The 21,286-nt window shown below is 65.3% G+C and carries 18 protein-coding genes and 1 riboswitch; of the genes, 6 read left to right on the top strand and 12 right to left on the bottom strand.

What is annotated here, in order from left to right:
* Window positions 1–149 precede the first annotated feature (149 nt).
* Window positions 150–830: a (d)CMP kinase gene (gene cmk, locus BMY90_RS01760; RefSeq protein WP_008212832.1), complete on the bottom strand. Its 681-nt coding sequence runs from the start codon at window positions 828–830 to the stop codon at window positions 150–152.
* 102 nt (window positions 831–932) lie between these two features.
* On the opposite strand from cmk, the gene BMY90_RS01755 reads away from it, so the two are divergent.
* From BMY90_RS01755 to ykgO, 4 genes are all read left to right on the top strand, one after another.
* Window positions 933–1,196 carry an acyl-CoA-binding protein gene (locus BMY90_RS01755; RefSeq protein WP_092700770.1) on the top strand — a complete coding sequence of 88 codons (264 nt, stop codon included), beginning with the start codon at window positions 933–935 and terminating at the stop codon, window positions 1,194–1,196.
* 211 nt (window positions 1,197–1,407) lie between these two features.
* Window positions 1,408–3,426, top strand: coding sequence for an NADPH-dependent 2,4-dienoyl-CoA reductase (locus BMY90_RS01750; RefSeq protein WP_092700767.1), 2,019 nt, complete (start codon window positions 1,408–1,410; stop codon window positions 3,424–3,426).
* Window positions 3,427–3,714: 288 nt separating this feature from the next.
* Entirely contained in the window at window positions 3,715–4,644 is a 930-nt protein-coding gene (locus BMY90_RS01745) for a LysR substrate-binding domain-containing protein (RefSeq protein WP_092700764.1), read from the top strand.
* 129 nt (window positions 4,645–4,773) lie between these two features.
* Window positions 4,774–4,899 carry a type B 50S ribosomal protein L36 gene (ykgO, locus tag BMY90_RS01740; RefSeq protein WP_008215056.1) on the top strand — a complete coding sequence of 42 codons (126 nt, stop codon included), beginning with the start codon at window positions 4,774–4,776 and terminating at the stop codon, window positions 4,897–4,899.
* A 147-nt stretch (window positions 4,900–5,046) separates the two neighbouring features.
* On the opposite strand, the gene greA is transcribed toward ykgO, so the two are convergent.
* From greA to carA, 3 genes are read right to left on the bottom strand one after another with little or no spacing between them, the layout of a single operon-like run.
* Window positions 5,047–5,523 (bottom strand): transcription elongation factor GreA, encoded by a 477-nt coding sequence (greA, locus tag BMY90_RS01735; protein ID WP_008215047.1) that lies wholly within the window; start codon window positions 5,521–5,523, stop codon window positions 5,047–5,049.
* Window positions 5,520–8,747, bottom strand: coding sequence for a carbamoyl-phosphate synthase large subunit (gene carB, locus BMY90_RS01730; RefSeq protein ID WP_092700761.1), 3,228 nt, complete (start codon window positions 8,745–8,747; stop codon window positions 5,520–5,522). Before carB ends, greA begins: the two co-directional genes overlap by 4 nt.
* Window position 8,748: 1 nt before the next feature.
* Window positions 8,749–9,876 carry a glutamine-hydrolyzing carbamoyl-phosphate synthase small subunit gene (carA, locus tag BMY90_RS01725; RefSeq protein ID WP_092700758.1) on the bottom strand — a complete coding sequence of 376 codons (1,128 nt, stop codon included), beginning with the start codon at window positions 9,874–9,876 and terminating at the stop codon, window positions 8,749–8,751.
* 237 nt (window positions 9,877–10,113) lie between these two features.
* Here carA and BMY90_RS01720 point away from each other — a divergent pair, with 237 nt between their 5' ends.
* Entirely contained in the window at window positions 10,114–10,809 is a 696-nt protein-coding gene (locus BMY90_RS01720; RefSeq protein WP_092700756.1) for a 2OG-Fe(II) oxygenase, read from the top strand.
* Between the two features lie 12 nt (window positions 10,810–10,821).
* On the opposite strand, the gene BMY90_RS01715 is transcribed toward BMY90_RS01720, so the two are convergent.
* From BMY90_RS01715 to hrcA, 8 genes are all read right to left on the bottom strand, one after another.
* Window positions 10,822–11,823: a sodium:calcium antiporter gene (locus BMY90_RS01715; RefSeq protein ID WP_092700753.1), complete on the bottom strand. Its 1,002-nt coding sequence runs from the start codon at window positions 11,821–11,823 to the stop codon at window positions 10,822–10,824.
* Window positions 11,824–11,890: 67 nt separating this feature from the next.
* A riboswitch (yybP-ykoY riboswitch) is annotated at window positions 11,891–12,060 on the bottom strand.
* A 44-nt stretch (window positions 12,061–12,104) separates the two neighbouring features.
* A complete protein-coding gene (pdxY, locus tag BMY90_RS01710) occupies window positions 12,105–13,016 on the bottom strand; it encodes a pyridoxal kinase (RefSeq protein ID WP_092700750.1) in 912 nt (303 codons plus the stop codon).
* 34 nt (window positions 13,017–13,050) lie between these two features.
* Window positions 13,051–13,848, bottom strand: coding sequence for a 4-hydroxy-tetrahydrodipicolinate reductase (dapB, locus tag BMY90_RS01705; protein ID WP_092700747.1), 798 nt, complete (start codon window positions 13,846–13,848; stop codon window positions 13,051–13,053).
* 85 nt (window positions 13,849–13,933) lie between these two features.
* A complete protein-coding gene (gene dnaJ, locus BMY90_RS01700; RefSeq protein WP_008216700.1) occupies window positions 13,934–15,061 on the bottom strand; it encodes a molecular chaperone DnaJ in 1,128 nt (375 codons plus the stop codon).
* Complete coding sequence (locus BMY90_RS01695; RefSeq protein ID WP_008216698.1) at window positions 15,061–15,636, bottom strand: TMEM175 family protein; 576 nt, start codon at window positions 15,634–15,636, stop codon at window positions 15,061–15,063. The genes dnaJ and BMY90_RS01695 overlap by 1 nt, the downstream gene beginning before the upstream one ends.
* Window positions 15,637–15,705: 69 nt before the next feature.
* Window positions 15,706–17,628: a molecular chaperone DnaK gene (dnaK, locus tag BMY90_RS01690; protein ID WP_092700744.1), complete on the bottom strand. Its 1,923-nt coding sequence runs from the start codon at window positions 17,626–17,628 to the stop codon at window positions 15,706–15,708.
* A 125-nt stretch (window positions 17,629–17,753) separates the two neighbouring features.
* The gene (grpE, locus tag BMY90_RS01685) at window positions 17,754–18,287 is read right to left on the bottom strand and encodes a nucleotide exchange factor GrpE (RefSeq protein WP_008216695.1); all 534 of its coding nucleotides are present in this window, start codon (window positions 18,285–18,287) and stop codon (window positions 17,754–17,756) included.
* 83 nt (window positions 18,288–18,370) lie between these two features.
* Entirely contained in the window at window positions 18,371–19,435 is a 1,065-nt protein-coding gene (gene hrcA, locus BMY90_RS01680; RefSeq protein WP_008216693.1) for a heat-inducible transcriptional repressor HrcA, read from the bottom strand.
* A gap of 157 nt (window positions 19,436–19,592) precedes the next feature.
* Between hrcA and recN the strand changes: the two genes are divergently transcribed.
* Entirely contained in the window at window positions 19,593–21,266 is a 1,674-nt protein-coding gene (gene recN, locus BMY90_RS01675; protein ID WP_092700742.1) for a DNA repair protein RecN, read from the top strand.
* The last annotated feature ends 20 nt before the right edge of the window (window positions 21,267–21,286 follow it).

Raw genomic sequence — 21,286 nt, 5'->3', positions numbered from 1 at the left:
TCTCCCCGAATGCACGCTGTTCGATTGGCGCGTGCAGGCGGAACGGCCCACCGGTTGTGGGTGTCTCGGAAAATCCCTTGGCGGGAAGCCCCTTGGCACCGTTGACCAAAACCCCCGCCGTGGCAGGGGCGCGAAACCGCCGTGCATCGTTACCGCTGCACGACGGCGAGAACCTTGGCGACCACCTCCGCGATGGGCATGCCGGTGGTGTCCACCAGAACCGCATCCGCGGCGGGCTTGAGTGGCGCGACCGTCCGTGATGCATCACGGCTGTCACGCGCTTCAATTTCGCGCTGAAGGCCGCCAAGTGTAACCGTGAGTCCCTTTTCCTTCAACTGCTTATAGCGTCTTTTCGCCCGCTCGGCGGCGCTGGCGGTGAGAAACACCTTGAACGACGCATCAGGGAAGATCACGGTGCCCATGTCGCGCCCGTCGGCCACCAGCCCGGGCTGCTTGCGAAAACCCAGCTGAAGCTCCACAAGTGCCTGACGCACCGAGGGAATCGAGGCAATCGCGGAGGCTGCCGCAGCGCCGGTTTCGGTGCGCAATTCGTCGGTGGCGTCATGCCCGTTGACCAGCACCCGCGTATCACCACCGTCAGCGGCCGCGTGGAAGCGGATTTTCGTGGCCAGCGCACAACGTGTCACCGCCTCGGCGTCGGACAGGTCCAGCCCGGCGGCCCCGGCGGCATAACCGACCGCACGATATAGCGCGCCGGAATCCAGCAACCGCCAGCCGAGCTGTTCGGCCACCAGCCGGCTTACGGTCCCCTTGCCTGATCCCGAGGGTCCGTCGATGGTCAGTACCGGGGCGGACGGGTTCGGGCTCATGCGGGCTCCAGTCAAATCGAAAGAGTCTGCTATCTTAACCCGCCGCCTCGACCGGAGGCGCGCATGGCCTCGCCTGCCTGACCCATCTGCTGGTTCCCCACGTTGCCCACGAACGATCTCCAGCGCGAATTCGAGCAGGCGGCCATCGACGTCAAGCGTCTCGGCGAGCGGCCCGACAACGACACCCTGCTCAAGCTCTATGCGCTGTACAAGCAGGGCGCGGAGGGCGATGCCAGCCAGGAGCGCCCCGGCTTCTTCGATTTCGTCGGCACCGCCAAGCACGAGGCATGGGCCACGCTGCGCGGCATGCCGGCCGATCAAGCCATGCGCCGCTATATCGACCTGGTACGACAACTGCTGGCCTGAACGTCACCTTCGCGTCGACTTCAACATCCACGCCCAAACGTCTGATCAAACGTAACATTTCCGGCACGGTCAGCGGCTAGGCACCGCGCCTTGCGGGCAACATTCCCGTGCACCGCCTTGAGCTGCCGGATCCACGGCGGACGGCACAGAGTGCTTGCTTTTGTCCCGGCACCCCGGCACATTCATACGATCGTTTGAACACGGCCGCGCCATGAGCTACCCGCATCTGTTCGCCCCGCTCGACCTGGGCCACGTCACCCTGCCCAACCGCATCCTGATGGGTTCGATGCACACCGGCCTGGAGGACAAGGCCGGCGATTTCGACAAGCTGGCGGCGTACTTCGCCGAGCGAGCACGTGGCGGCGTGGGGCTGATGGTCACCGGCGGCATTGCACCGAGCATCCAGGGCTGGCTGAAACCGTTCGGTGGGCGCCTCACCCAGCCATGGCACAAGCCACGGCATCGCAAGCTCACCGATGCCGTGCATGCCGAAGGCGGTCGTATCTGCATGCAGATCCTGCACGCCGGCCGCTATGGCTATCACCCGCTGTCGGTGGCGCCATCGAAACTGAAGTCGCCGATCACGCCGTTTACCCCGCGTGCGCTGTCCGCGCGCGGCGTGGAGCGCACCATCGACGATTTCGTGCACTGCGCGAAACTGGCCCGCGACGCCGGCTACGACGGCGTCGAGGTGATGGGTTCGGAGGGCTACCTGATCAACCAGTTCATCGCCGCGCGCACCAACCAGCGCAACGACGCCTGGGGCGGCGATGCCGCGCGACGGATGCGCTTTGCCACCGAAATCGTGCGGCGCACGCGTGAAGCGGTCGGCCGCGACTTCATCATCATTTACCGCCTGTCGATGCTGGACCTGGTCGAGGGCGGCCAGGACTGGGCGGAAATCGTCACCCTTGCCAAGGCCATCGAGGCGGCGGGCGCCAGCATCATCAACACCGGCATCGGCTGGCATGAGGCCCGCATTCCCACCATCGTCACCAGCGTGCCGCGCGCCGGTTTCGCGTGGGTGACGAAGAAACTCAAGGGCGAAGTGGGGATCCCGCTGGTCGCCACCAATCGCATCAACATGCCCGAGGTGGCCGAATCCGTCCTTGCCGGCGGCGAAGCCGACATGGTGTCGATGGCGCGCCCGCTGCTGGCCGACCCGAACTGGGCCAACAAGGCGCGCAACGACCGCGCCGACCGCATCAACACCTGCATCGCCTGCAACCAGGCGTGTCTCGATCACGTGTTCCAGAACAAGCGCGCCAGCTGTCTGGTCAACCCGCGCGCCTGTCATGAAACCGAGCTGACCATCACCCCGGCGACCACGCGCAAACGCATCGCCGTGGTCGGCGCCGGCCCGGCCGGCATGGCTTGCGCGGCCACACTGGCCGAACGCGGACACACGGTCAGCCTGATCGATCGCGCCAACGACATCGGCGGCCAGTTCAACTACGCCAAGCGGATTCCGGGCAAGGAAGAATTCCACGAGACCTTGCGCTACTTCCGCCATCAACTGGCCGATACCGGGGTGGAACTGCGCCTCGGCCAGACGGCCACGATGGAGTCCCTGCGCGAAGGCGGCTACGACGAGGTGGTGATCGCCACCGGCATCACCCCGCGGGTGGTGCAATTCCCGGGCAGCGATGATCCGCGCGTGCTGAGTTATCTCGACGTGCTGGCGCATGACCGTCCCGTGGGCGCCCGCGTGGCGATCATCGGGGCCGGCGGCATCGGCTTCGACGTGGCCGAGTTCCTGGTCGAACGCGCGCCTTCACCCACCACCGACATCCCGCGCTGGGCCCGCGAATGGGGTGTGGACATGCAACTGACCCACCGCGCCGGCCTGCAACCGGCCGCGCCGGAATCGCCAGCGCGCGAGATCTGGCTGCTGCAGCGCAGTGAAGGCCGCCCCGGCGCCCGGCTCAACAAGACCACTGGCTGGGTCCACCGCGCCACGCTCAAGCACAAGGGCGTCACCATGCTCGGTGGCATCGGCTACCAGCGTTTCGACGACGAAGGGCTGCACATCACAGTCGACGGCAAGCCGCAGGTGCTGCCGGTCGACAATCTGGTGATCTGTGCCGGACAGGAACCGAATCGCGCGCTGGCCGACGCACTCGCGGCGGCAGGCATCCCCGCGCATGTCATCGGCGGAGCCGACGTGGCGGCCGAGTTGGACGCCAAACGCGCCATTGCGCAAGGCACGCGGCTGGCCAGCCAGCTCTGACTTTGCCCTGCCCATGACGAGAAGTGCGGCCATGGATGGTCGCCCGTCTGGCTTTCACCATTCACGGACGAAGGCACGAATACAGCCAAAATAAGGCGCCCCGCGAGCGACGCGTCAGTATCGGCTCATGGGGAGAGAAACCGATACCGCATGAGTAGCGTCGCTGCGGGGCGAGGGTCAGCGCCACCCGGGGGGAGGGGGGTAGGTGGCGCGACAGGGCCTACTTTATGATCGACGCAATACAGAATCAAATATATATTTAGATCGATACTTATACGATATCCATATATGTTTGATTTCCGCCAACTGCGCTATTTCATCGCCGTCGCCGAGGAGCTGAGCTTCACCCGGGCCGCGCAACGCCTGCACATCTCGCAGCCACCATTATCGCAGCAGATCCAGTCGCTCGAACAGGACCTGGGCGTGCGCCTGCTGGAGCGCAACAAACGCAACGTCGCCCTGACCGAGCCCGGCCAGTTGTTCCTGGAGCAGGCCCGGCAAATCCTGCTGCAGGCAGACGAGGCCCGCCACCTGGTAAGCGAGGCTGCCGCCGGCTTCAGCGGCCAGCTGCGGCTGGCCTATACCGTATCGGTGTCGTTCCACCCCGCCCTGCCACAGGCGCTGCTGCGCTTCGGCCGCAATGCGCCGAACGTGCGCATGCAGCTCAGCGAGATGTATACCGAGCCACAATTTTCCGCCCTGCGTGCCGGGCAGATCGACGTCGGCTTCGTGCGCAACGAGCCGGCCCACGAAGCCGACGCCCGGGCCTTGCGGCTGGAGGTGATCGATCGCGAGCCGCTGCTGCTGGCGCTGCCATCCGGGCATCCACTGGCCACCCGTCGGCGTCTGCGCATGAGCGACGTGGCTGGGCAACCCTTCGTGGCCCAGCCTCGCGAGCTGGCGGCCACGCTGTACGACCGGCTGGTGCAACTGGCCGCCAAGTCCGACTTCCACCCGCAGATCCGTCAGCATGCCCAGCAATTGACCGGCTTGCTCGCCCTGGTTTCGGCCGGCATCGGACTGGCCCTGGTCCCGACCACGATGCGCGCGGTACGGCTGGCCGGGGTCAGCTATGTGCCGCTGCAGGAACCCGATGCCCATTTGCTGCTGGCCGTAGCCAGTCGCATCGACGATCCGTCGCCGGTACTGGCGCAATTCCTGTCGACTGTGGCCGACCTGAAAGCCGCACGCGGCGTGCCGATAATCGTGCCCGACTGAGGCCGGCGAAGTGCTTCGGCCGGCTCCTGCCGTGGTCGAAATCGCGTGCTACACACGGACTTGTGGCAAGCCCTTGGAATAGCTATAATTCCGTGCTTGATTTTTCCCTATTGGTATCAGGAGCTGGCCGTGAAGGTGCTTTCCTCTTTGAAGTCCGCCAAACAGCGGCATCGCGACTGCAAGGTTGTGCGCCGTCGTGGCAAGGTGTTCGTGATCTGCAAGAGCAACCCGCGCTTCAAGGCGCGCCAGCGCTAAGCGCCGGCTGCCGACCTGTCGCGAAAAAAAGGGCCGCATCGCGGCCCTTTTTTTATGGTTGCCGATTTTTATGGTTGCCGATTTGCGTCCGTTGCCTCTACACGGACGCACCGGCTGGAAAGGTTTCCCCTTCCAGCCGGTCGTGCTTCACTCGTAACGCACGCCGGTGATCTCGTAGTGCTTCACCCCGTTGGGCGCGGTGAATTCGAAGCTGTCGCCCTCGCTCTTGCCGATCAGCGCACGGGCGATCGGCGACGACACCGCGATGAGGCGCTGCTTGATGTCGGCCTCCAGGTCACCCACGATCTGATAGGTCACCGCAGCGCCCGTGTCCTCGTCCTCAAGGTCAACGGTGGCACCAAATACCACCTTGGTGCCGGCATTGAGGCGGGTCACGTCGATCACTTCGGCAGTGGACAAACCCGCCTCCAGCTCCGCGATGCGACCTTCGTTGAACCCGTGCTGCTCGCGCGCGGCGTGGTACTCGGCGTTTTCCTTCAGATCGCCGTGTGCCCGCGCCTCGGCCACCGCGGCGATGATGCGCGGCCGCTCGACCGACTTCAGACGCTCCAGTTCGATGCGCAAACGCTCCGAACCAGCCTTGGTGATGGGGGCTCGGCTCATGGGCTCAGCTCCTTGTGCAGTTCCTGCAGGCTGTGCACGTCCTCGCTGCCATGGAAATCCAGCGAATGGACCAGCGCACGTGCGCCCGCGACGGTGGTGGAATAGGTAACGCGACGCTGCAGCGCCTCGCGACGGATCGAGAACGAATCGGCAATCGCCTGCTTGCCCTCGGTGGTGTTGACGATATAGACGATATCGCCATTCTTGATCATGTCGACAATGTGCGGACGCCCTTCCAGCACCTTGTTGACGCGCTCGCAGGTCACGCCATGGCTGGTCAGATAGGCCGCGGTGCCCGCGGTCGCCACCAGGCTGAAGCCGCGCGAGACCACGTCCTTCGCTACCGGCAACAGGTGGTCCTTGTCGGCATCGCGCACCGACACGAACACCTTGCCCTGCTGCGGCGTCACGATGCCGGCGGCATCGTGACCACGCGCAAATGCGGCACCGAAACTGCGGCCCACGCCCATCACCTCGCCAGTCGAACGCATTTCGGGCCCGAGGATCGGGTCGACGTTCTGGAACTTCAGGAACGGGAAGATGGCTTCCTTGACCGAGTAGTACGAGGGAATCACTTCCCGCGTGGTGCCCTGCTCCGCCAGGGTCATGCCGGCCATGGCGCGGGCGGCGATCTTGGCCAGCGGCATGCCGGTGGCCTTGGACACGAACGGCACCGTGCGCGAAGCACGCGGGTTCACCTCGAGGATGTACACCGTGTCGCCCTGGATGGCGAACTGGGTGTTCATCAGGCCGATGACCTTCAGTTCCCGCGCCATCACGGTGACCTGGCGACGCATTTCGTCCTGCACCTCGGCGGACAGCGAATACGGCGGCAGCGAGCAGGACGAATCACCGGAGTGCACGCCGGCCTCCTCGATGTGCTCCATGATGCCGCCGATCAGCACCTTGCCGTCGGTGTCGGCGATGATGTCCACGTCCACCTCGACCGCGTGGTCGAGGAAACGGTCGAGCAGCACTGGGGAATCGTTCGACACCTGCACGGCTTCACGGATGTAGCGCGAAAGATCGGCGTCGTCATAGACCACTTCCATCGCGCGACCGCCCAGCACGTAGCTGGGGCGCACCACCAGCGGATAGCCGATCTCGCGAGCCAGCGCCAGCGCCTCGTCGGCGTTGCGCGCGGTACGGTTCGGCGGTTGGCGCAGGCCCAGCTTCTCGATCATTTGCTGGAAGCGTTCGCGATCCTCGGCCAGGTCGATCGAGTCGGGCGAAGTGCCGATGATCGGGACCCCGGCCGCTTCCAGCGCGCGCGCCAGTTTCAGCGGGGTCTGGCCGCCGTACTGCACGATCACGCCCTTCGGCTTCTCCAGCGCGACGATCTCCAGCACGTCTTCCAGCGTCAGCGGCTCGAAGTACAGGCGGTCGGAGGTGTCGTAGTCGGTGGACACGGTTTCCGGGTTGCAGTTGACCATGATGGTCTCGAACCCGTCCTCGCGCAGCGCCAGCGCGGCATGCACGCAGCAATAGTCGAACTCGATGCCCTGGCCGATACGATTCGGGCCACCACCCAGCACGATGATCTTTTCGCGATCGCTGGGGTCGGCCTCGCACTCTTCCTCGTAGGTCGAGTACATGTAGGCCGTGGTGGTGGCGAACTCGGCCGCGCAGGAATCCACGCGCTTGTACACCGGACGCACGCCCAGCGTATGGCGCACGTGACGCAGCGCGGCCTCGTCGGTGCCGACCAGCTCGGCCAGGCGCGCATCGGCGAAGCCCATGCGCTTGAGCTCGCGCATGCGCGGCTCATCGAGTGCGGTGAGACCCTGTTCGCTCACCTCGTTCTCGGTGAGCACGATGTCCTCGAATGCCGCGAGGAACCATGGATCCACACGGCTGAGTTCATGCACGTCTTCCAGCGAAAGCCCTGCGCGGAACGCATCGGCCAGGTGGAACACGCGATCGGGGCGCGGCTCGCGCAGCTCACGCTTGAGCGTGGCAAGGCCTTCGGTCGTGGTCAGGTCCAGGCCGGTCGGATTGAGTCCGGTCTTGCCGATCTCCAGCCCGCGCAGCGCCTTCTGCAGCGACTCGGTGAAGCTGCGGCCGATCGCCATCACTTCGCCCACCGATTTCATCTGGGTGGTGAGGCGAGCGTCGGCGCGCGGGAATTTCTCGAACGCAAAGCGCGGAATCTTGGTGACCACGTAATCGATGGTCGGCTCGAACGAGGCCGGAGTCAGGCCGCCGGTAATGTCGTTCTTCAATTCATCCAGGGTGTAACCCACGGCCAGCTTGGCCGCGATCTTGGCGATCGGGAAGCCGGTGGCCTTGGAGGCCAGGGCCGAGGAACGCGACACGCGCGGGTTCATCTCGATCACCACCACGCGACCGTCCGCGGGGTTGATGCCGAACTGCACGTTGGAGCCGCCGGTGTCCACGCCGATCTTGCGCAGCACCGCGATGGAGGCATCGCGCAGGCGCTGGTATTCCTTGTCGGTCAGGGTCTGCGCCGGTGCCACGGTGATCGAGTCGCCGGTGTGCACGCCCATCGGGTCGAGGTTCTCGATGGCGCAGATGATGATGCAGTTGTCCGCCGTGTCGCGGACCACTTCCATCTCGAACTCCTTCCAGCCCAGCACCGATTCATCGATCAGCACTTCGTGCGTCGGCGAGAGCTCGAGACCGCGCTTGACGATGGCCTCGAACTCTTCGACGTTGTAGGCGATGCCACCACCCGAACCACCCAACGTGAAGCTGGGTCGCACGATGGCCGGAAAACCGAGTTCCGCCTGGATTTCCACCGCATGCTCATAGCTCTTGGCAACGCCGGACCGCGGGCTTTCCAGGCCGATCTCGCTCATCGCCTGCTTGAACAGTTCGCGGTCCTCGGCCATGCGGATGGCGTCGCGCTTGGCGCCGATCAGCTCGACGTTGTACTTGTCCAGCACGCCGTGGTCAGCCAGGTCGAGAGCGCAATTCAGCGCCGTCTGGCCGCCCATCGTGGGCAGCACCGCATCGGGCTTTTCCTTGGCGATGATGCGCTCCACCGTCTGCCAGTTGATCGGCTCGATGTAGACCGCATCGGCGGTATTCGGATCGGTCATGATCGTGGCGGGGTTGGAGTTCACCAGGATCACCCGGTACCCCTCTTCCTTCAGCGCCTTGCATGCCTGTGCGCCGGAGTAATCGAACTCGCAGGCCTGGCCGATCACGATCGGGCCGGCACCAATGATGAGGACACTCTTGATATCGGTACGCTTGGCCATCTCAGCGGGCCTCCTGCATCAGTTGGGCAAACCGGTCAAACAGGTAACCGATGTCGTGGGGGCCGGGCGAAGCCTCCGGGTGACCCTGGAAGCAGAACGCCGGACGGTCGGTCAGGGCAAACCCTTGCAGCGAGCCGTCGAACAGCGAGTTGTGAGTCACCCGCACGTTGGCCGGCAGCGTCGCCGGGTCCACCGCAAAGCCGTGGTTCTGGCTGGTGATCAGCACACGGCCGTCGTCCAGATCCTTCACCGGATGGTTGGCACCGTGGTGACCGAACTTCATCTTCAGCGTCTTCGCGCCCAGCGCGAGGCCCATGATCTGGTGGCCCAGACAGATGCCGAACAACGGAATCTTCGCCTCCAGGAACGTCTTGGTGGCGGCGATGGCGTAATCGCAGGCCGCCGGATCACCGGGACCGTTGGAGAGGAACACGCCGTCGGGCTTCATCGCCAGCACCTCGGTGGCCGGCGTCTGCGCCGGTACCACGGTGATGTCGCAGCCCTGCTCGGCCAACAGGCGCAGGATGTTCCGCTTCACGCCGAAGTCGTAGGCCACGACCTTGAATCGCCGCGCCGGCTGGCTGAATGTCGTCTTGTCGAGGTTATACACGCCTTCGTTCCACGCATAGGTCCGGGCGGTGGTGACGACCTTGGCCAGATCCATGCCGTTGAGCCCGGGGAAGGCGCGCGCCTTGGCCAGTGCCGCCTCGGCATCCACCTGCTCGCCCGCCAGGATGCAGCCGGCCAACGCGCCCTTGTCGCGCAGGATGCGGGTCAACCGACGGGTGTCGATGCCGGCGATAGCCACGATGCCGTGGCGCTTCAGGTAATCGGGCAGGCTTTCGGAGCTGCGCCAGTTGCTGGCTCGACGCGGCACGTCGCGCACGATCAGGCCGGCGGCCTGAACCGTTTCGGACTCGACATCCTCGGCGTTGCAGCCAGTGTTGCCGATATGGGGATAGGTCAGGGTGACAAGCTGTCGGGAGTACGAGGGATCGGTAAGGATCTCCTGATAGCCCGTCATCGCTGTGTTGAACACCACCTCACCGGTGGTTTCGCCAGTCGCGCCCACGGCGTGACCGTGGAACACGCTGCCGTCTTCTAGAGCAAGCAGAGCGGGAATGGGCATGGGATGGGCCGCCTTTTTTCGGATACAGCAAGATCCGCAAGCCGCAGGAAGCAGGCTTGAGGATCTCGGTTATGAGAGTTCTCGGGCGGGTCGAAATGATAGGCCCGGACGGCCATTCTGTCCACCGTGACGAACACTCTGCTGCAATGAACGGCGGTTCACGCGAAATATCCCGCCGTCATCCACTCTGCACGTCGCACACGTTAAACTGGAGCATCATTGCCCCGCACGATATCCATGAACGCCACTGCCCTGCTTGACCCTGCCCGTCTCGATCGTTCGGATACGCATGTCGCAGAGCAACCCTTCCCGTTCATGATTGCCCACGGGCAGCTTCCCGACGAGGCGCGCAGCGACCTGGATCGCGATTTTCCCCGCTACACCAGCGCCGGTTTCTTCCCCTACGACCCGGCCGATTGCGGCGCCACGATCAACACCCTGGTCGATCGATTGACCTCGCCGGAGTTCGCCAGCGCGGTGGGGCGTCGCCTGGGTATCGCCGACCTTGGGCAATACCCCACCCTGGTCACTTTGTGCCGGCTGCTCAACCGCCGCCACGGCACCATCCACACCGACAGCAAGTCCAAGGTGGCCACCGCCCTGCTCTACCTGAATGCACAATGGCCGGACACCAGCGAAGGCTGCCTGCGCTTCCTCAACCGCATCGACGATATCGACGACATCGTCGCACCCGAGCTGACGCCCTTGTACGGCGAGTTCGCCATCTTCAAGCGCTGCGACAACTCGTTCCACGGCCACCTGCCCTATGAAGGCGAGCGCCGCGTGATCCAGGTGGCATGGCTGACCAGCGAGGAAGAAAAACTGCGCAAGACCAAGCGCGGCAATTTCTCGCGTTCCTTCAAGAAGCTCTTCGGCAAGCTGGACGCCCGTCTCGGCGCCGGCCGCGACCGCAACGCGTCGCACCGCGACTGACCGGACGGCCGTCTACCCGACGGCATGCCAGCACACGAACGCCGCAAACACCCCGTACAACAGCCCCACCGGCATGATTCGGCGCGCATCGACACAGCCGCGCCGGAACAGCCACCACAGGTAGATGATGGCCATGATGGTGATGGCTCCGGCCACGATCAGCGGCGCATCGAACAACCATGGCGTGGCGAAGATCGCCAGTGCGCTGGGGACGGTGGCCTGGATCATCATCGCGCCGGAAATGTTGGCCAGCGCCAGCCGCTCCTTGCCCTGGCGCACCCAGATCAGCGCATTCACCGTTTCCGGCAGCTCGGTGGCCACCGGGCTGAGCAGCAATGCGACCAGGTGCGCCGGCAAGTGCAGGGCCAGCCCGATGACGTCGAGCTGCGCCACGAAGACACGCGAGGCCACCGCAATCACCAGCAACGCCAGCGTGGCCTGCAGCAATACGCGCGCCATGGAAGGGTCGACGGCACGCGGCTGGAATTTCAGCGGCTCCAGCGCCTCTTCCTCCGGCGCGGTATCGCCATGCCGGATCTCGCGCCATACGTACGCCGCATAGGCGGCAAGAAACAGCACGCCCAGCCACGGCTTCAACGCGAACGCGAACAGACCCAACGCGCATTTCGCCACGAAGATGACAAGAAACCATGACTGGTCGCGCGCCAGCCGGCGGTGGTCCACGCGAACCTGTGCGTCCGGGCGCCCCAATCGGCGGCGATTCATCCACAAGGCCACGCCGACCACGGCATAGGCGATCGTGGCCAGTACCAGCGGCCCGCCCAGTGCGGCACCCACGCCAATGTCGCGTGCCTGCGGCGTGCGACCAAAGATCACCGCGACAAAAGTCACCGCGCTCTCCGGCAGTGCCGTGCCGAAGGCAGCCAATACCGTGCCAGTGGCGGTCGCTCCCAGGGCGAGCTTGCGTCCCAGCCATTCGACGCTGTTGACGAAATACTCGCAGGCGGCATAGATCGCGCCGGCTGACAGCAGGAACAGCAAGATGGTGAGCATGCACAGAATCCGGGCCGGGCGAGCGGAATACCGATGGCGCAGCGACGCCGCTCGCCCGGCCAGGGGTGAGCACGTCGCGGCCAAAGGTCTCGCCGGGCACGTTCGTCGGAGATTCCGACGACGGCCATCCGCACCATGGGGCATCACCCCAAGTCTGTTGACGCGGATTCCTCTGGATTGACGAGCCATCAGGCCCGTCGGGAGCGAGGATGGCTACTCCCCAATGACAAACGCTGGCATGGTAGCCGGACGTACACGCCACCGGCAAGCCGCCGTGGACGTCAGTCGACGCAGATGGCGGGGAAACGCGGGGCGAGCGGTGTCGAATCCGGCGTCGCAGCCAGCACGTCCAGTTCTTCGCACTGTGCGGCCAGCGTGGCTTCCAGTGCCGCGTGCACACCGGCAACCGCATGCTCCAGTGCTTGCGGCATGGCCAGTCCCCGCAACAGGCCCGCCACCAGCAAGGCCGTGAGCACGTCGCCGGTACCGGCCACGTCGATCGGCAGTTCCGGCGAGGCGATGCACCAGGCTTCGTCGCGGCCCACGGCAAGCGTCAGCAATTCACCCGGTGCACCGCGAAGACTGTGGGTGACGACCCAGGCCGGGCCGCGCGCGAGCAGCTCGCGTGCCGCGGCCAAGCCATCGATAGCCGTCGTAGCCGGCAAGCCGCTGAGCCGTCCCAACTCGAATGCGTTCGGCGTAAGCAGCCACGCCTTCGGCAACAGCCTCTCGCAGAATACGGCTTCCAGCTCCGGTTCCACGTAGGCACCGGTATGCGTGTCGCCAATCACCGGATCGAGGCAGAACCTGAGCTGTGGGGTCTCGGGGCGTATCGCGTCGAGCCAGTCGGCCAGCACGTGGCCGTTGCCCGCGCTGCCGAGATAGCCGGAAACCAGCATCCGTGCACGCGTGTGCAGGCCACGCTCGCGCACACCGAGCAGCAGATCGGCCAGCCAATCAGCCGGAAGCACGCGCCCGCGCGTCGTGGCATAGAACGGCGCATTGCTGAGCACGGTGGTCGGCACCTCGGCCACGCGCAGACCGAGTCGCAACAGTGGCGGAACGGCCGCGCTGTTGCCGGCGTGGCCGTACACCAGCTGCGACTGCACCGAGATGATGTCCACCGGCATCGGGCCGTCGGGGCGCTGACGACGGCCGTGGAGGAGATGCGGGTCGAGTGAAGTCGAATTCATGGCTGGCGAAAGCCGCTGGGTCGATGCGACGGAATCAACGTGCGCTGCGCTCGGCCAGCATCATGTCGAGATCGTAGGCACCCGGCGATTTGCCGGCGAGCCAGTGCGCCGCTTCCAGTGCCCCGCGCGCGAAGATGGAACGATCGGTGGCGCGGTGTCCCAGCTCCACCCGCTCGCCCTGCCCGATCAGCAGCGCCTGGTGTTCTCCCACGATGTCACCCCCGCGGACCACGGCAAAACCGATTTCGCCGTGTCGGCGTGCACCCGTGCGGCCCTCGCGGGCATACACCGCATCACGTTCAAGCGTGGTCCCGCGCGCGGCGGCAGCCACTTCACCCAGCGCCAGCGCCGTGCCCGATGGGGCGTCTTCCTTGCGACCGTGATGGGCTTCGACAATCTCCAGGTCCCAGTCACGCAGCGCAGCGGATGCTTCGCGCAACAGCCGGCTGAGTACCGCCACGCCCAGGCTGAAATTGGCTGCACGCAGCAACGGAATGCGCGTGGCAGCCATAGCCAGGCGCTGGGTAAGCGCCGCATCCAGGCCGGTCGTGCCGGTCACCAGGGCCACACCACGCTCAAAGCAGTAATCGAGTGCGGCCGCGAGGCCGTCCGGGCCACTGAAGTCGACCACCACATCCAGCACCGGCGCCTCGCGCCAGTCATGCGCGTAATGCAGCGACGTACCCGGCAGCGAGGCACCGTCGTGTTCCGAGCCGGGGGCGACCACGACACGCGCCAACTCGAAGCGATGATCCACCCGCACCCGCTGCAGCAACTCGTGCCCCATGCGGCCGGAGGCACCATTGATGGCAAGGCGAAGGCTGGAGGTCATGGCCGGTTTCCCGTGAAAACAGCAGCGTAACGCGTCGCCGGACAAGACGCACGAGCAGCGACAAAAAGAAGGCTAAACGGCCGGATCAGGAAACCTGCGAGGTCACCCGCGACCAGAACTGCTTGACGCCATCGACCCAGGTCTTGGCGCGCGGCATGTGCTTCTCCGCCGCCCCACCGGCAAAGGTGGTCTCCAGTTGCTCGAACAGTTCGCGCTGTTGCTTGGTCAGGCGCACCGGCGTTTCCACCACCACGCGACAGATCAGATCACCGGTGCGCCCGTTGCGTACCGATTTGACGCCACGACCGCGCAAACGGAACTGCTGGCCAGTCTGCGTCTCGGGCGGAATCGTGATGGGCACTTCGCCGTCCAGCGTCGGCACCGGCAATTCGGCGCCCAGCGCAGCCTGCGAGAAGCGGATCGGCAACTCGCAGTGCAGATCATTGCCCTCACGCTGGAAGATCTTGTGCTCGCGCACGTGTACTTCCACATAGAGGTCACCCGCCGGTGCGCCAGCGGGACCGGCTTCGCCCTGGCCGGTGAGACGAATGCGGTCGCCGTTGTCCACACCCTCGGGGATGCGCACCGACAATGTGCGCCGCTCTTCCAGCCGGCCTTCACCATGGCAGGGCTTGCACGGTTTCTCGATGACCTTGCCGGCGCCGCCGCACTGCGGACACGCCTGCTGGATCGAAAAAATGCCGTTCTGCATGCGCACGCGACCGTGGCCGTTGCACGTCTTGCAGGTGACGGTCTTGCCGTCCGCCGACCCGGTGCCGTTGCAGTGGTGGCAGTTCACCTGGGTGGGAATCTCGATCTTCTGCTCGGTGCCGAACACGGCTTCCTCGAGATCCAGCTCCATGATGTAGCGCAGGTCGGAACCACGCCGCTGGCGCCCCCGGCCACCACCGAAAATATCGCCGAAAATATCGCCGAAAATGTCACCCACGTCGCCGAAGCCACCGGCACGACCACCGCCCATGCCGCCTTCGAAAGCGTCATGGCCGTACTGGTCGTACATCGAGCGCTTCTGCGCATCGGACAACACTTCGTAGGCTTCCTTGGCCTCCTTGAACTTGTCCTGCGCCGCCGGATCGTCGGGGCAACGGTCCGGGTGGTACTTCATCGCCAGCCGGCGAAAGGACTTCTTCAGCTCAACCTCGGTGACCGTGCGCTCGACACCCAGGACTTCGTAGTAATCACGCTTGCTCATCATTTGATCCGCGACTCGATGCGTTGATCGGGGATGAACCAGATCGCTGCCACCGAGGCATAAAGGAAACACGATATCCACGGCGCCACAAACGCCAGCAGGATACCCAACAGATACATGGCGGCGGCGAGCCAGCCTTTCCAGTCCGCACCCACCGCCTGCGCCAGCAACGAATCACAGCCACCATTGGCCGTGATCAGGCTGCGCTGCAGTGGCTGCCAGGCCAATGCGCACATCAGCAGCACGCCACCGTACACCGCCACCGGCAACCCAGCGAAATGGTTTTCGCCCATCCAGCCGGTGGCCACCGGCATCAGCGACAACCAGAACAGCAAGTGCAGGTTGGCCCACAACACCTTGCCATTGATCCGCTCGGCAACATGCAGAAAGTGGTGATGGTTGTTCCAGTAGATGCCGACGTACACGAAACTGAGCACGTAGCTGAGGAATACCGGCCATTGTGCGGCCAGCACTTCCCAACTGCTGCCATGAGGCACCTTCAGCTCCAGCACCATGATGGTGATGATGATGGCGAGCACGCCATCGCTGAAGGCTTCGAGCCTGCCTTTCCCCATGCCGTCTCCCCTACATCCTGCATGACAACGGCCCGCGTGCCTTGGCGAGGCACGCGGGCCGTGACGTCATTACTTCTTCTCGTCGTCCTTGACTTCGGTGAATTCGGCGTCCACCACGTCGTCAGGCTGCGCCGAACCGCCGCCCGGAGCCGCCTGCGGGCCGGCATCGGCACCGCCAGCCTGGGCCGCGGCATACAGCGCCTGCGCCACCTGCTCCAGCTTCTCGACCTTCGACTCGATCGCGGCCTTGTCCTCGCCGTCCTTCACCTTCTCCAGGTCGGACAGCGCACCCTCGATCGTGCTGAGTTGATCGGACGGCACCTTGCCGCCGTGTTCCTTCAGCGCGCTGCGGGTGGCGTGCACCAGCTGATCGGCCTTGTTGCGGGTGGCCACCAGCTCCTGGAACTTCTTGTCCTCTTCCTTGTTCGCTTCGGCGTCGGCAACCATCCGCTGGATCTCGTCGTCGGACAGACCCGAGCCGGCCTTGATCTCGATCTTCTGCTCCTTGCCGGTCTTCTTGTCCTTGGCCGACACGTGCAGGATGCCGTTGGCGTCGATATCGAAGGTGACCTCGATCTGCGGCATGCCGCGCGGCGCCGGATCGATGCCCTGCAGGTCGAACTTGCCCAGCGACTTGTTCGCGCTGGCACGATCGCGCTCGCCCTGCAGCACGTGCACGGTCACCGCGGTCTGGTTGTCGTCGGCGGTCGAGAACGTCTGCGAGGCCTTGGTCGGCACCGTGGTGTTCTTCTCGATCAGCTTGGTCATCACGCCGCCCATGGTCTCGATGCCCAGCGACAGCGGGGTCACGTCGAGCAGCAGCACGTCCTTGACCGAACCACCCAGCACGCCACCCTGAATCGCGGCACCCACGGCCACGGCTTCATCCGGGTTGACGTCCTTGCGCGGTTCCTTGCCGAAGAAGTCCTTCACCGCTTCCTGCACCTTGGGCATGCGGGTCTGGCCACCGACGAGGATCACCTCGTTGATGTCGGACACACGCAGGCCGGCGTCGTTCAGCGCGGTGCGGCACGGATCGATGGTGCGCTTGACCAGCTCTTCCACCAGCGCTTCCAGCTTGGCACGGGTGAGCTTGATGTTCAGATGCTTCGGACCGGAAGCGTCGGCCGTCACGTACGGCAGGTTCACTTCGGTCTGGTGGCTGGAGGACAGTTCGATCTTGGCGCGCTCGGCAGCGTCCTTCAGGCGCTGCAGCGCGAGCGGATCCTTGCGCAGGTCGATGCCCTGGTCCTTGTTGAACTCGTCGACCAGGTAGTCGATGACGCGCATGTCGAAATCTTCGCCGCCGAGGAAGGTGTCGCCATTGGTGGCCAGCACCTCGAACTGCTTCTCACCGTCAACTTCGGCGATCTCGATGATCGACACGTCGAAGGTACCGCCGCCCAGGTCGTACACGGCGATCTTGCGGTCACCGCCGTTCTTGTCCAGACCATAGGCCAGCGCGGCCGCGGTCGGCTCGTTGATGATGCGCTTCACTTCCAGCCCGGCGATCTTGCCGGCGTCCTTGGTCGCCTGGCGCTGGCTGTCGTTGAAGTACGCGGGCACCGTGATCACGGCCTCGGTGATCGTCTCGCCCAGGTAATCCTCGGCGGTCTTCTTCATCTTCATCAGCACCTTGGCGGCGATTTCCTGCGGCGCCATCTTCTTGCCGTCGGAGGTCTGCACCCACGCATCGCCGTTCTCATGCGCGACGATGCCGTAGGGCACGATGTGCAGGTCTTTCTGCACCTCGGCATCGGTGAACTTGCGGCCGATCAGGCGCTTCACCGCGTAGAAGGTGTTCTTGGGATTGGTCACGCTCTGGCGCTTGGCCGGCGCGCCGACCAGCACTTCGCCGTCCTTGCTGAACGCCACGATCGACGGCGTGGTGCGATCGCCTTCCGAATTCTCGATGACCTTGGTGGTGCTGCCGTCCATCACGGATACGCAGGAGTTGGTCGTACCCAGATCGATACCGATGATCTTGCCCATAGTTTTCATGCTCCAGATGCTTGGTGCGGCCCCCGCGGCCGCGATGATTTCCAGATGGGGGTCATGCCCCGCGATTCAATGCTGGCGCGGCTTCGGATGCCGCGCGTTCAGCTGTGTGCGATCGATCAATCCCTGGCCACGGCGACCAGCGCCGGGCGCAACAGGCGCTCGTTCAGCACATATCCCTTCTGCAACACGCTGACCACGGTGCCCGGCGTCGCGCCAGGCGCATCGACCATGCTCACCGCATGATGGCGCTCCGGATCAAGCGGCTCGCCGAGCGGATCGACCTGCGCCAGACCGTGGTTCTCGCCCACCTTGAGCAGCGACTTCAGGGTCAGGCTGAGGCCTTCGCGCATGGAGGTGACATCGCCGCCCTCCACCGCCAACCCGCTTTCCAGTCCGTCGTAAACCGGCAGCAGCTCGTTCAACAACTTCTCGTTGGCGAAACGACGCGCCTGTTCCAGGTCGCGATGCAGGCGGCGGCGCTGGTTTTCCAGCTCGGCCTTTTCGCGCAGCACGGTATCGCGCAGCTCGGTATTGCCGGCTTCCAGCTCGGCCACGCGGGCTTTCAACGCCTCCAGATCGGCGATCAGCGCCTCGTCCGCCGCATTGCCTTCGGGCGCACCGTTCGGCGCCTGCGGATCAGTGTTCTGCATGGTGTGACTCCAAACCTCGTCCGTGGCCGGCACACGTTGCCGACCGTCCAAAAATCTGCGGGCAACCCCGCCCCCGGGGCCTCTTATGAGGCCGTCGCGGCGCGATTCAAGGCATCGCTGAGCAATCCGGCGGTGGCCTGCACCACCGGAATCACTCGCTCGTAGGCCATGCGCGTGGGACCAATCACGCCCACCGCGCCCAGCACCCGCCCTTGCGTGCCATAACTGGCGGTGACCACGCTGCAGCCATCCAGCGCCGTAAAGCCCGATTCCTCGCCGATGAACAGGCGCACGCCCGGCGCGCGGGCGCAAACTTCCATCAGCTGCAACAACTCGTTTTTCTTCTGGAACGCCTCGAACAGGTCGCGCAGGCGATCCAGGTCGGCCAGTTCCGCATAGCCCATCAGGTTGGTCTGGCCACTGACCAACACGTCGTCGCCGCCAACCTGGGGCGCGAACGAAGCCGTGGTCAGCTCCATCGCGCTGGCCAGCAGGCGGTTCAGCTCGCTGCCGGTCTCGCGCAACTCGCCCAGCAGATGGGCCCGAATGTCGTCCACGCGCAGGCCGACAAAATGCGCGTTGATGTAGTTCGCCGCCTGTTCCAGCTCGCTGCCATCCAGCGGCTTGGCCAGTTGCACGATGCGGTTCTGCACCTGGTTGTCGGAAAACACCAGGATCACCAGCACGCGGGCATCCGGCAGCGGCACGAAATCGATGTGGCGCAGCGGGAAATCGGCCTGGCGCGGCACCGTCACCACGCCGGCGAAGTGGGTCATCGCCGACAACAGGGTCGAGACATTGCCGAGCAGGTCGCGCGTGGTGGTGGGCTGCGGCGGCAACTCGCGGCGCAACCGGGCCATGTCTTCGTGCGGCAACGGCTGCAGCTCGATCAGGCTGTCCACGAACAACCGCAGGCCACGCGGCGTGGGCACGCGCCCGGCCGAGGTATGCGGCGAGGCCACCAGGCCGGCGTCTTCCAGGTCGGACATGATGTTGCGGATAGTCGCCGGGCTGACTGCCAGCCCCGACGAGCGCGACAGCGTGCGCGATCCCACCGGCTCGCCATCCAGCAGGTATTGCGCAATCAGCGTGCGCAACAACCGCCGGGCGCGGGCATCGAGATCAAGATGGCTGTTCAAGAAAGACATGCGCTGTGGCAATCCGTGAGACGCACAAGAAATAAGGTCTGCGCCGCCCACATGCAAGCGCAGGCAGCGGCAACCACCCCGGCTGTCCGGCGATTGTAGCGGGTCGCCAGCCGTTACAATCCTGCACACAACCACCCGGACTGTACCCAGCCCACTCATGCTCACTTCGCTCTACGTTCGCCACTTTGCTGTCGTCGAAGCCGCCGAGATCAGCTTCGGACCGGGCCTCACCGTCGTCAGCGGGGAAACCGGCGCCGGTAAATCCCTGCTGGTCGACGCCCTGCTGCTGCTTGCCGGCGCCCGCGCCGACAGCGGCGTGGTTCGCGCCGGCAGCGACCGGGCCGAACTGGCCGCCGAATTCGACCTGTCCGACCTGCCGGAAGCCCGCGCCTGGCTCAAGCACGAGGAACTGGACGAGGACGAGGCCTGCCAGCTGCGCCGGGTCATCCGCGCCGAAGGCAGTTCCCGTGCCTGGGTCAACGGCCGTCCGGTCAATGCCGGCCAGCTCGGCGAACTGGCCAGCCTGCTGGTGGAAATCCATGGCCAGCACGAGCACCAGGCGTTGCTGTCGCGGGCGCACCAACTTGCCCTGCTCGATGCCTATGCCGGCAACGACAGCGTGGCCGGGCAAGTACGCGAACTGGCCGGCCAATGGCGCGAGCTGGGATCGCGCATCCGCCGGCTCAGCGGCGGCGAGGATCGCGAGCAACGGCTGGAGCTGCTGCGCCACGAATGCGACGAGCTCGAGAAGTGGGCGCTGCCCGCCGACGAGCTGGCTGAGCTGGAAACCAGCCACCGCCGTCTCGCCAATGCCGGCAAGCTTGCCGAAGGCGCCGCCGGCATCGTCGAACTGCTCGACGGTGACAGCGAATTCGCCCTGCGGCGCGCACTGGGTCGTACCCACGCCGAGCTGGGCAAGCTGGCCGAACTGGATGACCGCCTCGCGCCGCTGCTTGAGCTGCTGGACAACGCCACGATCCAGCTCGGCGAAGCGGCCGACGGACTGGGCCGTTACGGCCAGGATGTCGATCTCGACCCGGAGCGGTTCACCGAAATCGACGAACACCTGGCCCGACTGCACGAGCTTGGTCGTCGCCATCGCCTGCCCATGGCAGAGCTGCATGACAAGCTGGGCGAGCTGCGCAGCGAACTGGACGAACTGGAGGGGGCCGGCGACGCGCTGGAACAACTGGCCGCCCAACGCGAGCGCACGCAGGCGCAATACGTCACCGCAGCCACCGCACTAAGCAAGGCCCGAAATATCGCAGCGACACGCCTCGGTACCGATGTGAGCACGCTGATGGGCGAGCTGGGCATGGCCGGCGGCGTGCTGCAGGTTGCGCTGGAAGCGGCGGAGGGCGACGAGCCGGATGCCCAGGGCCGCGAACGCTGCGAACTGCTGGTCAGCGCCAATCCCGGCCAGCCGCCGCGCCCGCTGCGCAAGGTGGCTTCCGGTGGCGAACTGGCCCGCATCAGCCTGGCCATCGAAGTGGCCACGCTGGGCAAGGACAGCGTGGGCAGCATGATCTTCGACGAAGTCGACAGCGGCATCGGCGGCGCCGTGGCCGAAGTGGTCGGACAGAAACTGCGCTCACTGGGCGCACAGCGGCAGGTCCTCTGCGTCACCCACCTGCCCCAGGTCGCCGCCCAGGGCCATGCCCACCTGCGCGTCAGCAAGCACAGCGGGGACGACTCCACCCACACGCGCATCGAAACGCTGGACGCGGCCGGCCGGCGCGACGAGCTGGCACGCATGCTCGGCGGCGTGGAAATCACCCGCGAAACGCGCGCCCATGCGAAGAAGATGCTGGAGCAGGCCCAGGTCGACTGATCCCGGCGTCTGGGCGGATC

The sequence above is a fragment of the Rhodanobacter glycinis genome (assembly GCF_900114325.1).
Classification (GTDB): domain Bacteria; phylum Pseudomonadota; class Gammaproteobacteria; order Xanthomonadales; family Rhodanobacteraceae; genus Rhodanobacter_A; species Rhodanobacter_A glycinis.
This window is presented reverse-complemented; position numbering and strand designations above follow the sequence as displayed.

Excerpts from the sequence above, each read along its gene's own strand:
- cmk (WP_008212832.1), bottom strand. The coding sequence starts at position 830 with ATGAGCCCGAACCCGTCCGCCCCGGTACTGACCATCGACGGACCCTCG.
- BMY90_RS01750 (WP_092700767.1), top strand. The coding sequence starts at position 1,408 with ATGAGCTACCCGCATCTGTTCGCCCCGCTCGACCTGGGCCACGTCACC.
- BMY90_RS01745 (WP_092700764.1), top strand. The coding sequence starts at position 3,715 with ATGTTTGATTTCCGCCAACTGCGCTATTTCATCGCCGTCGCCGAGGAG.
- greA (WP_008215047.1), bottom strand. The coding sequence starts at position 5,523 with ATGAGCCGAGCCCCCATCACCAAGGCTGGTTCGGAGCGTTTGCGCATC.
- carB (WP_092700761.1), bottom strand. The coding sequence starts at position 8,747 with ATGGCCAAGCGTACCGATATCAAGAGTGTCCTCATCATTGGTGCCGGC.
- carA (WP_092700758.1), bottom strand. The coding sequence starts at position 9,876 with ATGCCCATTCCCGCTCTGCTTGCTCTAGAAGACGGCAGCGTGTTCCAC.
- BMY90_RS01720 (WP_092700756.1), top strand. The coding sequence starts at position 10,114 with ATGAACGCCACTGCCCTGCTTGACCCTGCCCGTCTCGATCGTTCGGAT.
- BMY90_RS01715 (WP_092700753.1), bottom strand. The coding sequence starts at position 11,823 with ATGCTCACCATCTTGCTGTTCCTGCTGTCAGCCGGCGCGATCTATGCC.
- pdxY (WP_092700750.1), bottom strand. The coding sequence starts at position 13,016 with ATGAATTCGACTTCACTCGACCCGCATCTCCTCCACGGCCGTCGTCAG.
- dapB (WP_092700747.1), bottom strand. The coding sequence starts at position 13,848 with ATGACCTCCAGCCTTCGCCTTGCCATCAATGGTGCCTCCGGCCGCATG.
- dnaJ (WP_008216700.1), bottom strand. The coding sequence starts at position 15,061 with ATGAGCAAGCGTGATTACTACGAAGTCCTGGGTGTCGAGCGCACGGTC.
- BMY90_RS01695 (WP_008216698.1), bottom strand. The coding sequence starts at position 15,636 with ATGGGGAAAGGCAGGCTCGAAGCCTTCAGCGATGGCGTGCTCGCCATC.
- dnaK (WP_092700744.1), bottom strand. The coding sequence starts at position 17,628 with ATGGGCAAGATCATCGGTATCGATCTGGGTACGACCAACTCCTGCGTA.
- grpE (WP_008216695.1), bottom strand. The coding sequence starts at position 18,287 with ATGCAGAACACTGATCCGCAGGCGCCGAACGGTGCGCCCGAAGGCAAT.
- hrcA (WP_008216693.1), bottom strand. The coding sequence starts at position 19,435 with ATGTCTTTCTTGAACAGCCATCTTGATCTCGATGCCCGCGCCCGGCGG.
- recN (WP_092700742.1), top strand. The coding sequence starts at position 19,593 with ATGCTCACTTCGCTCTACGTTCGCCACTTTGCTGTCGTCGAAGCCGCC.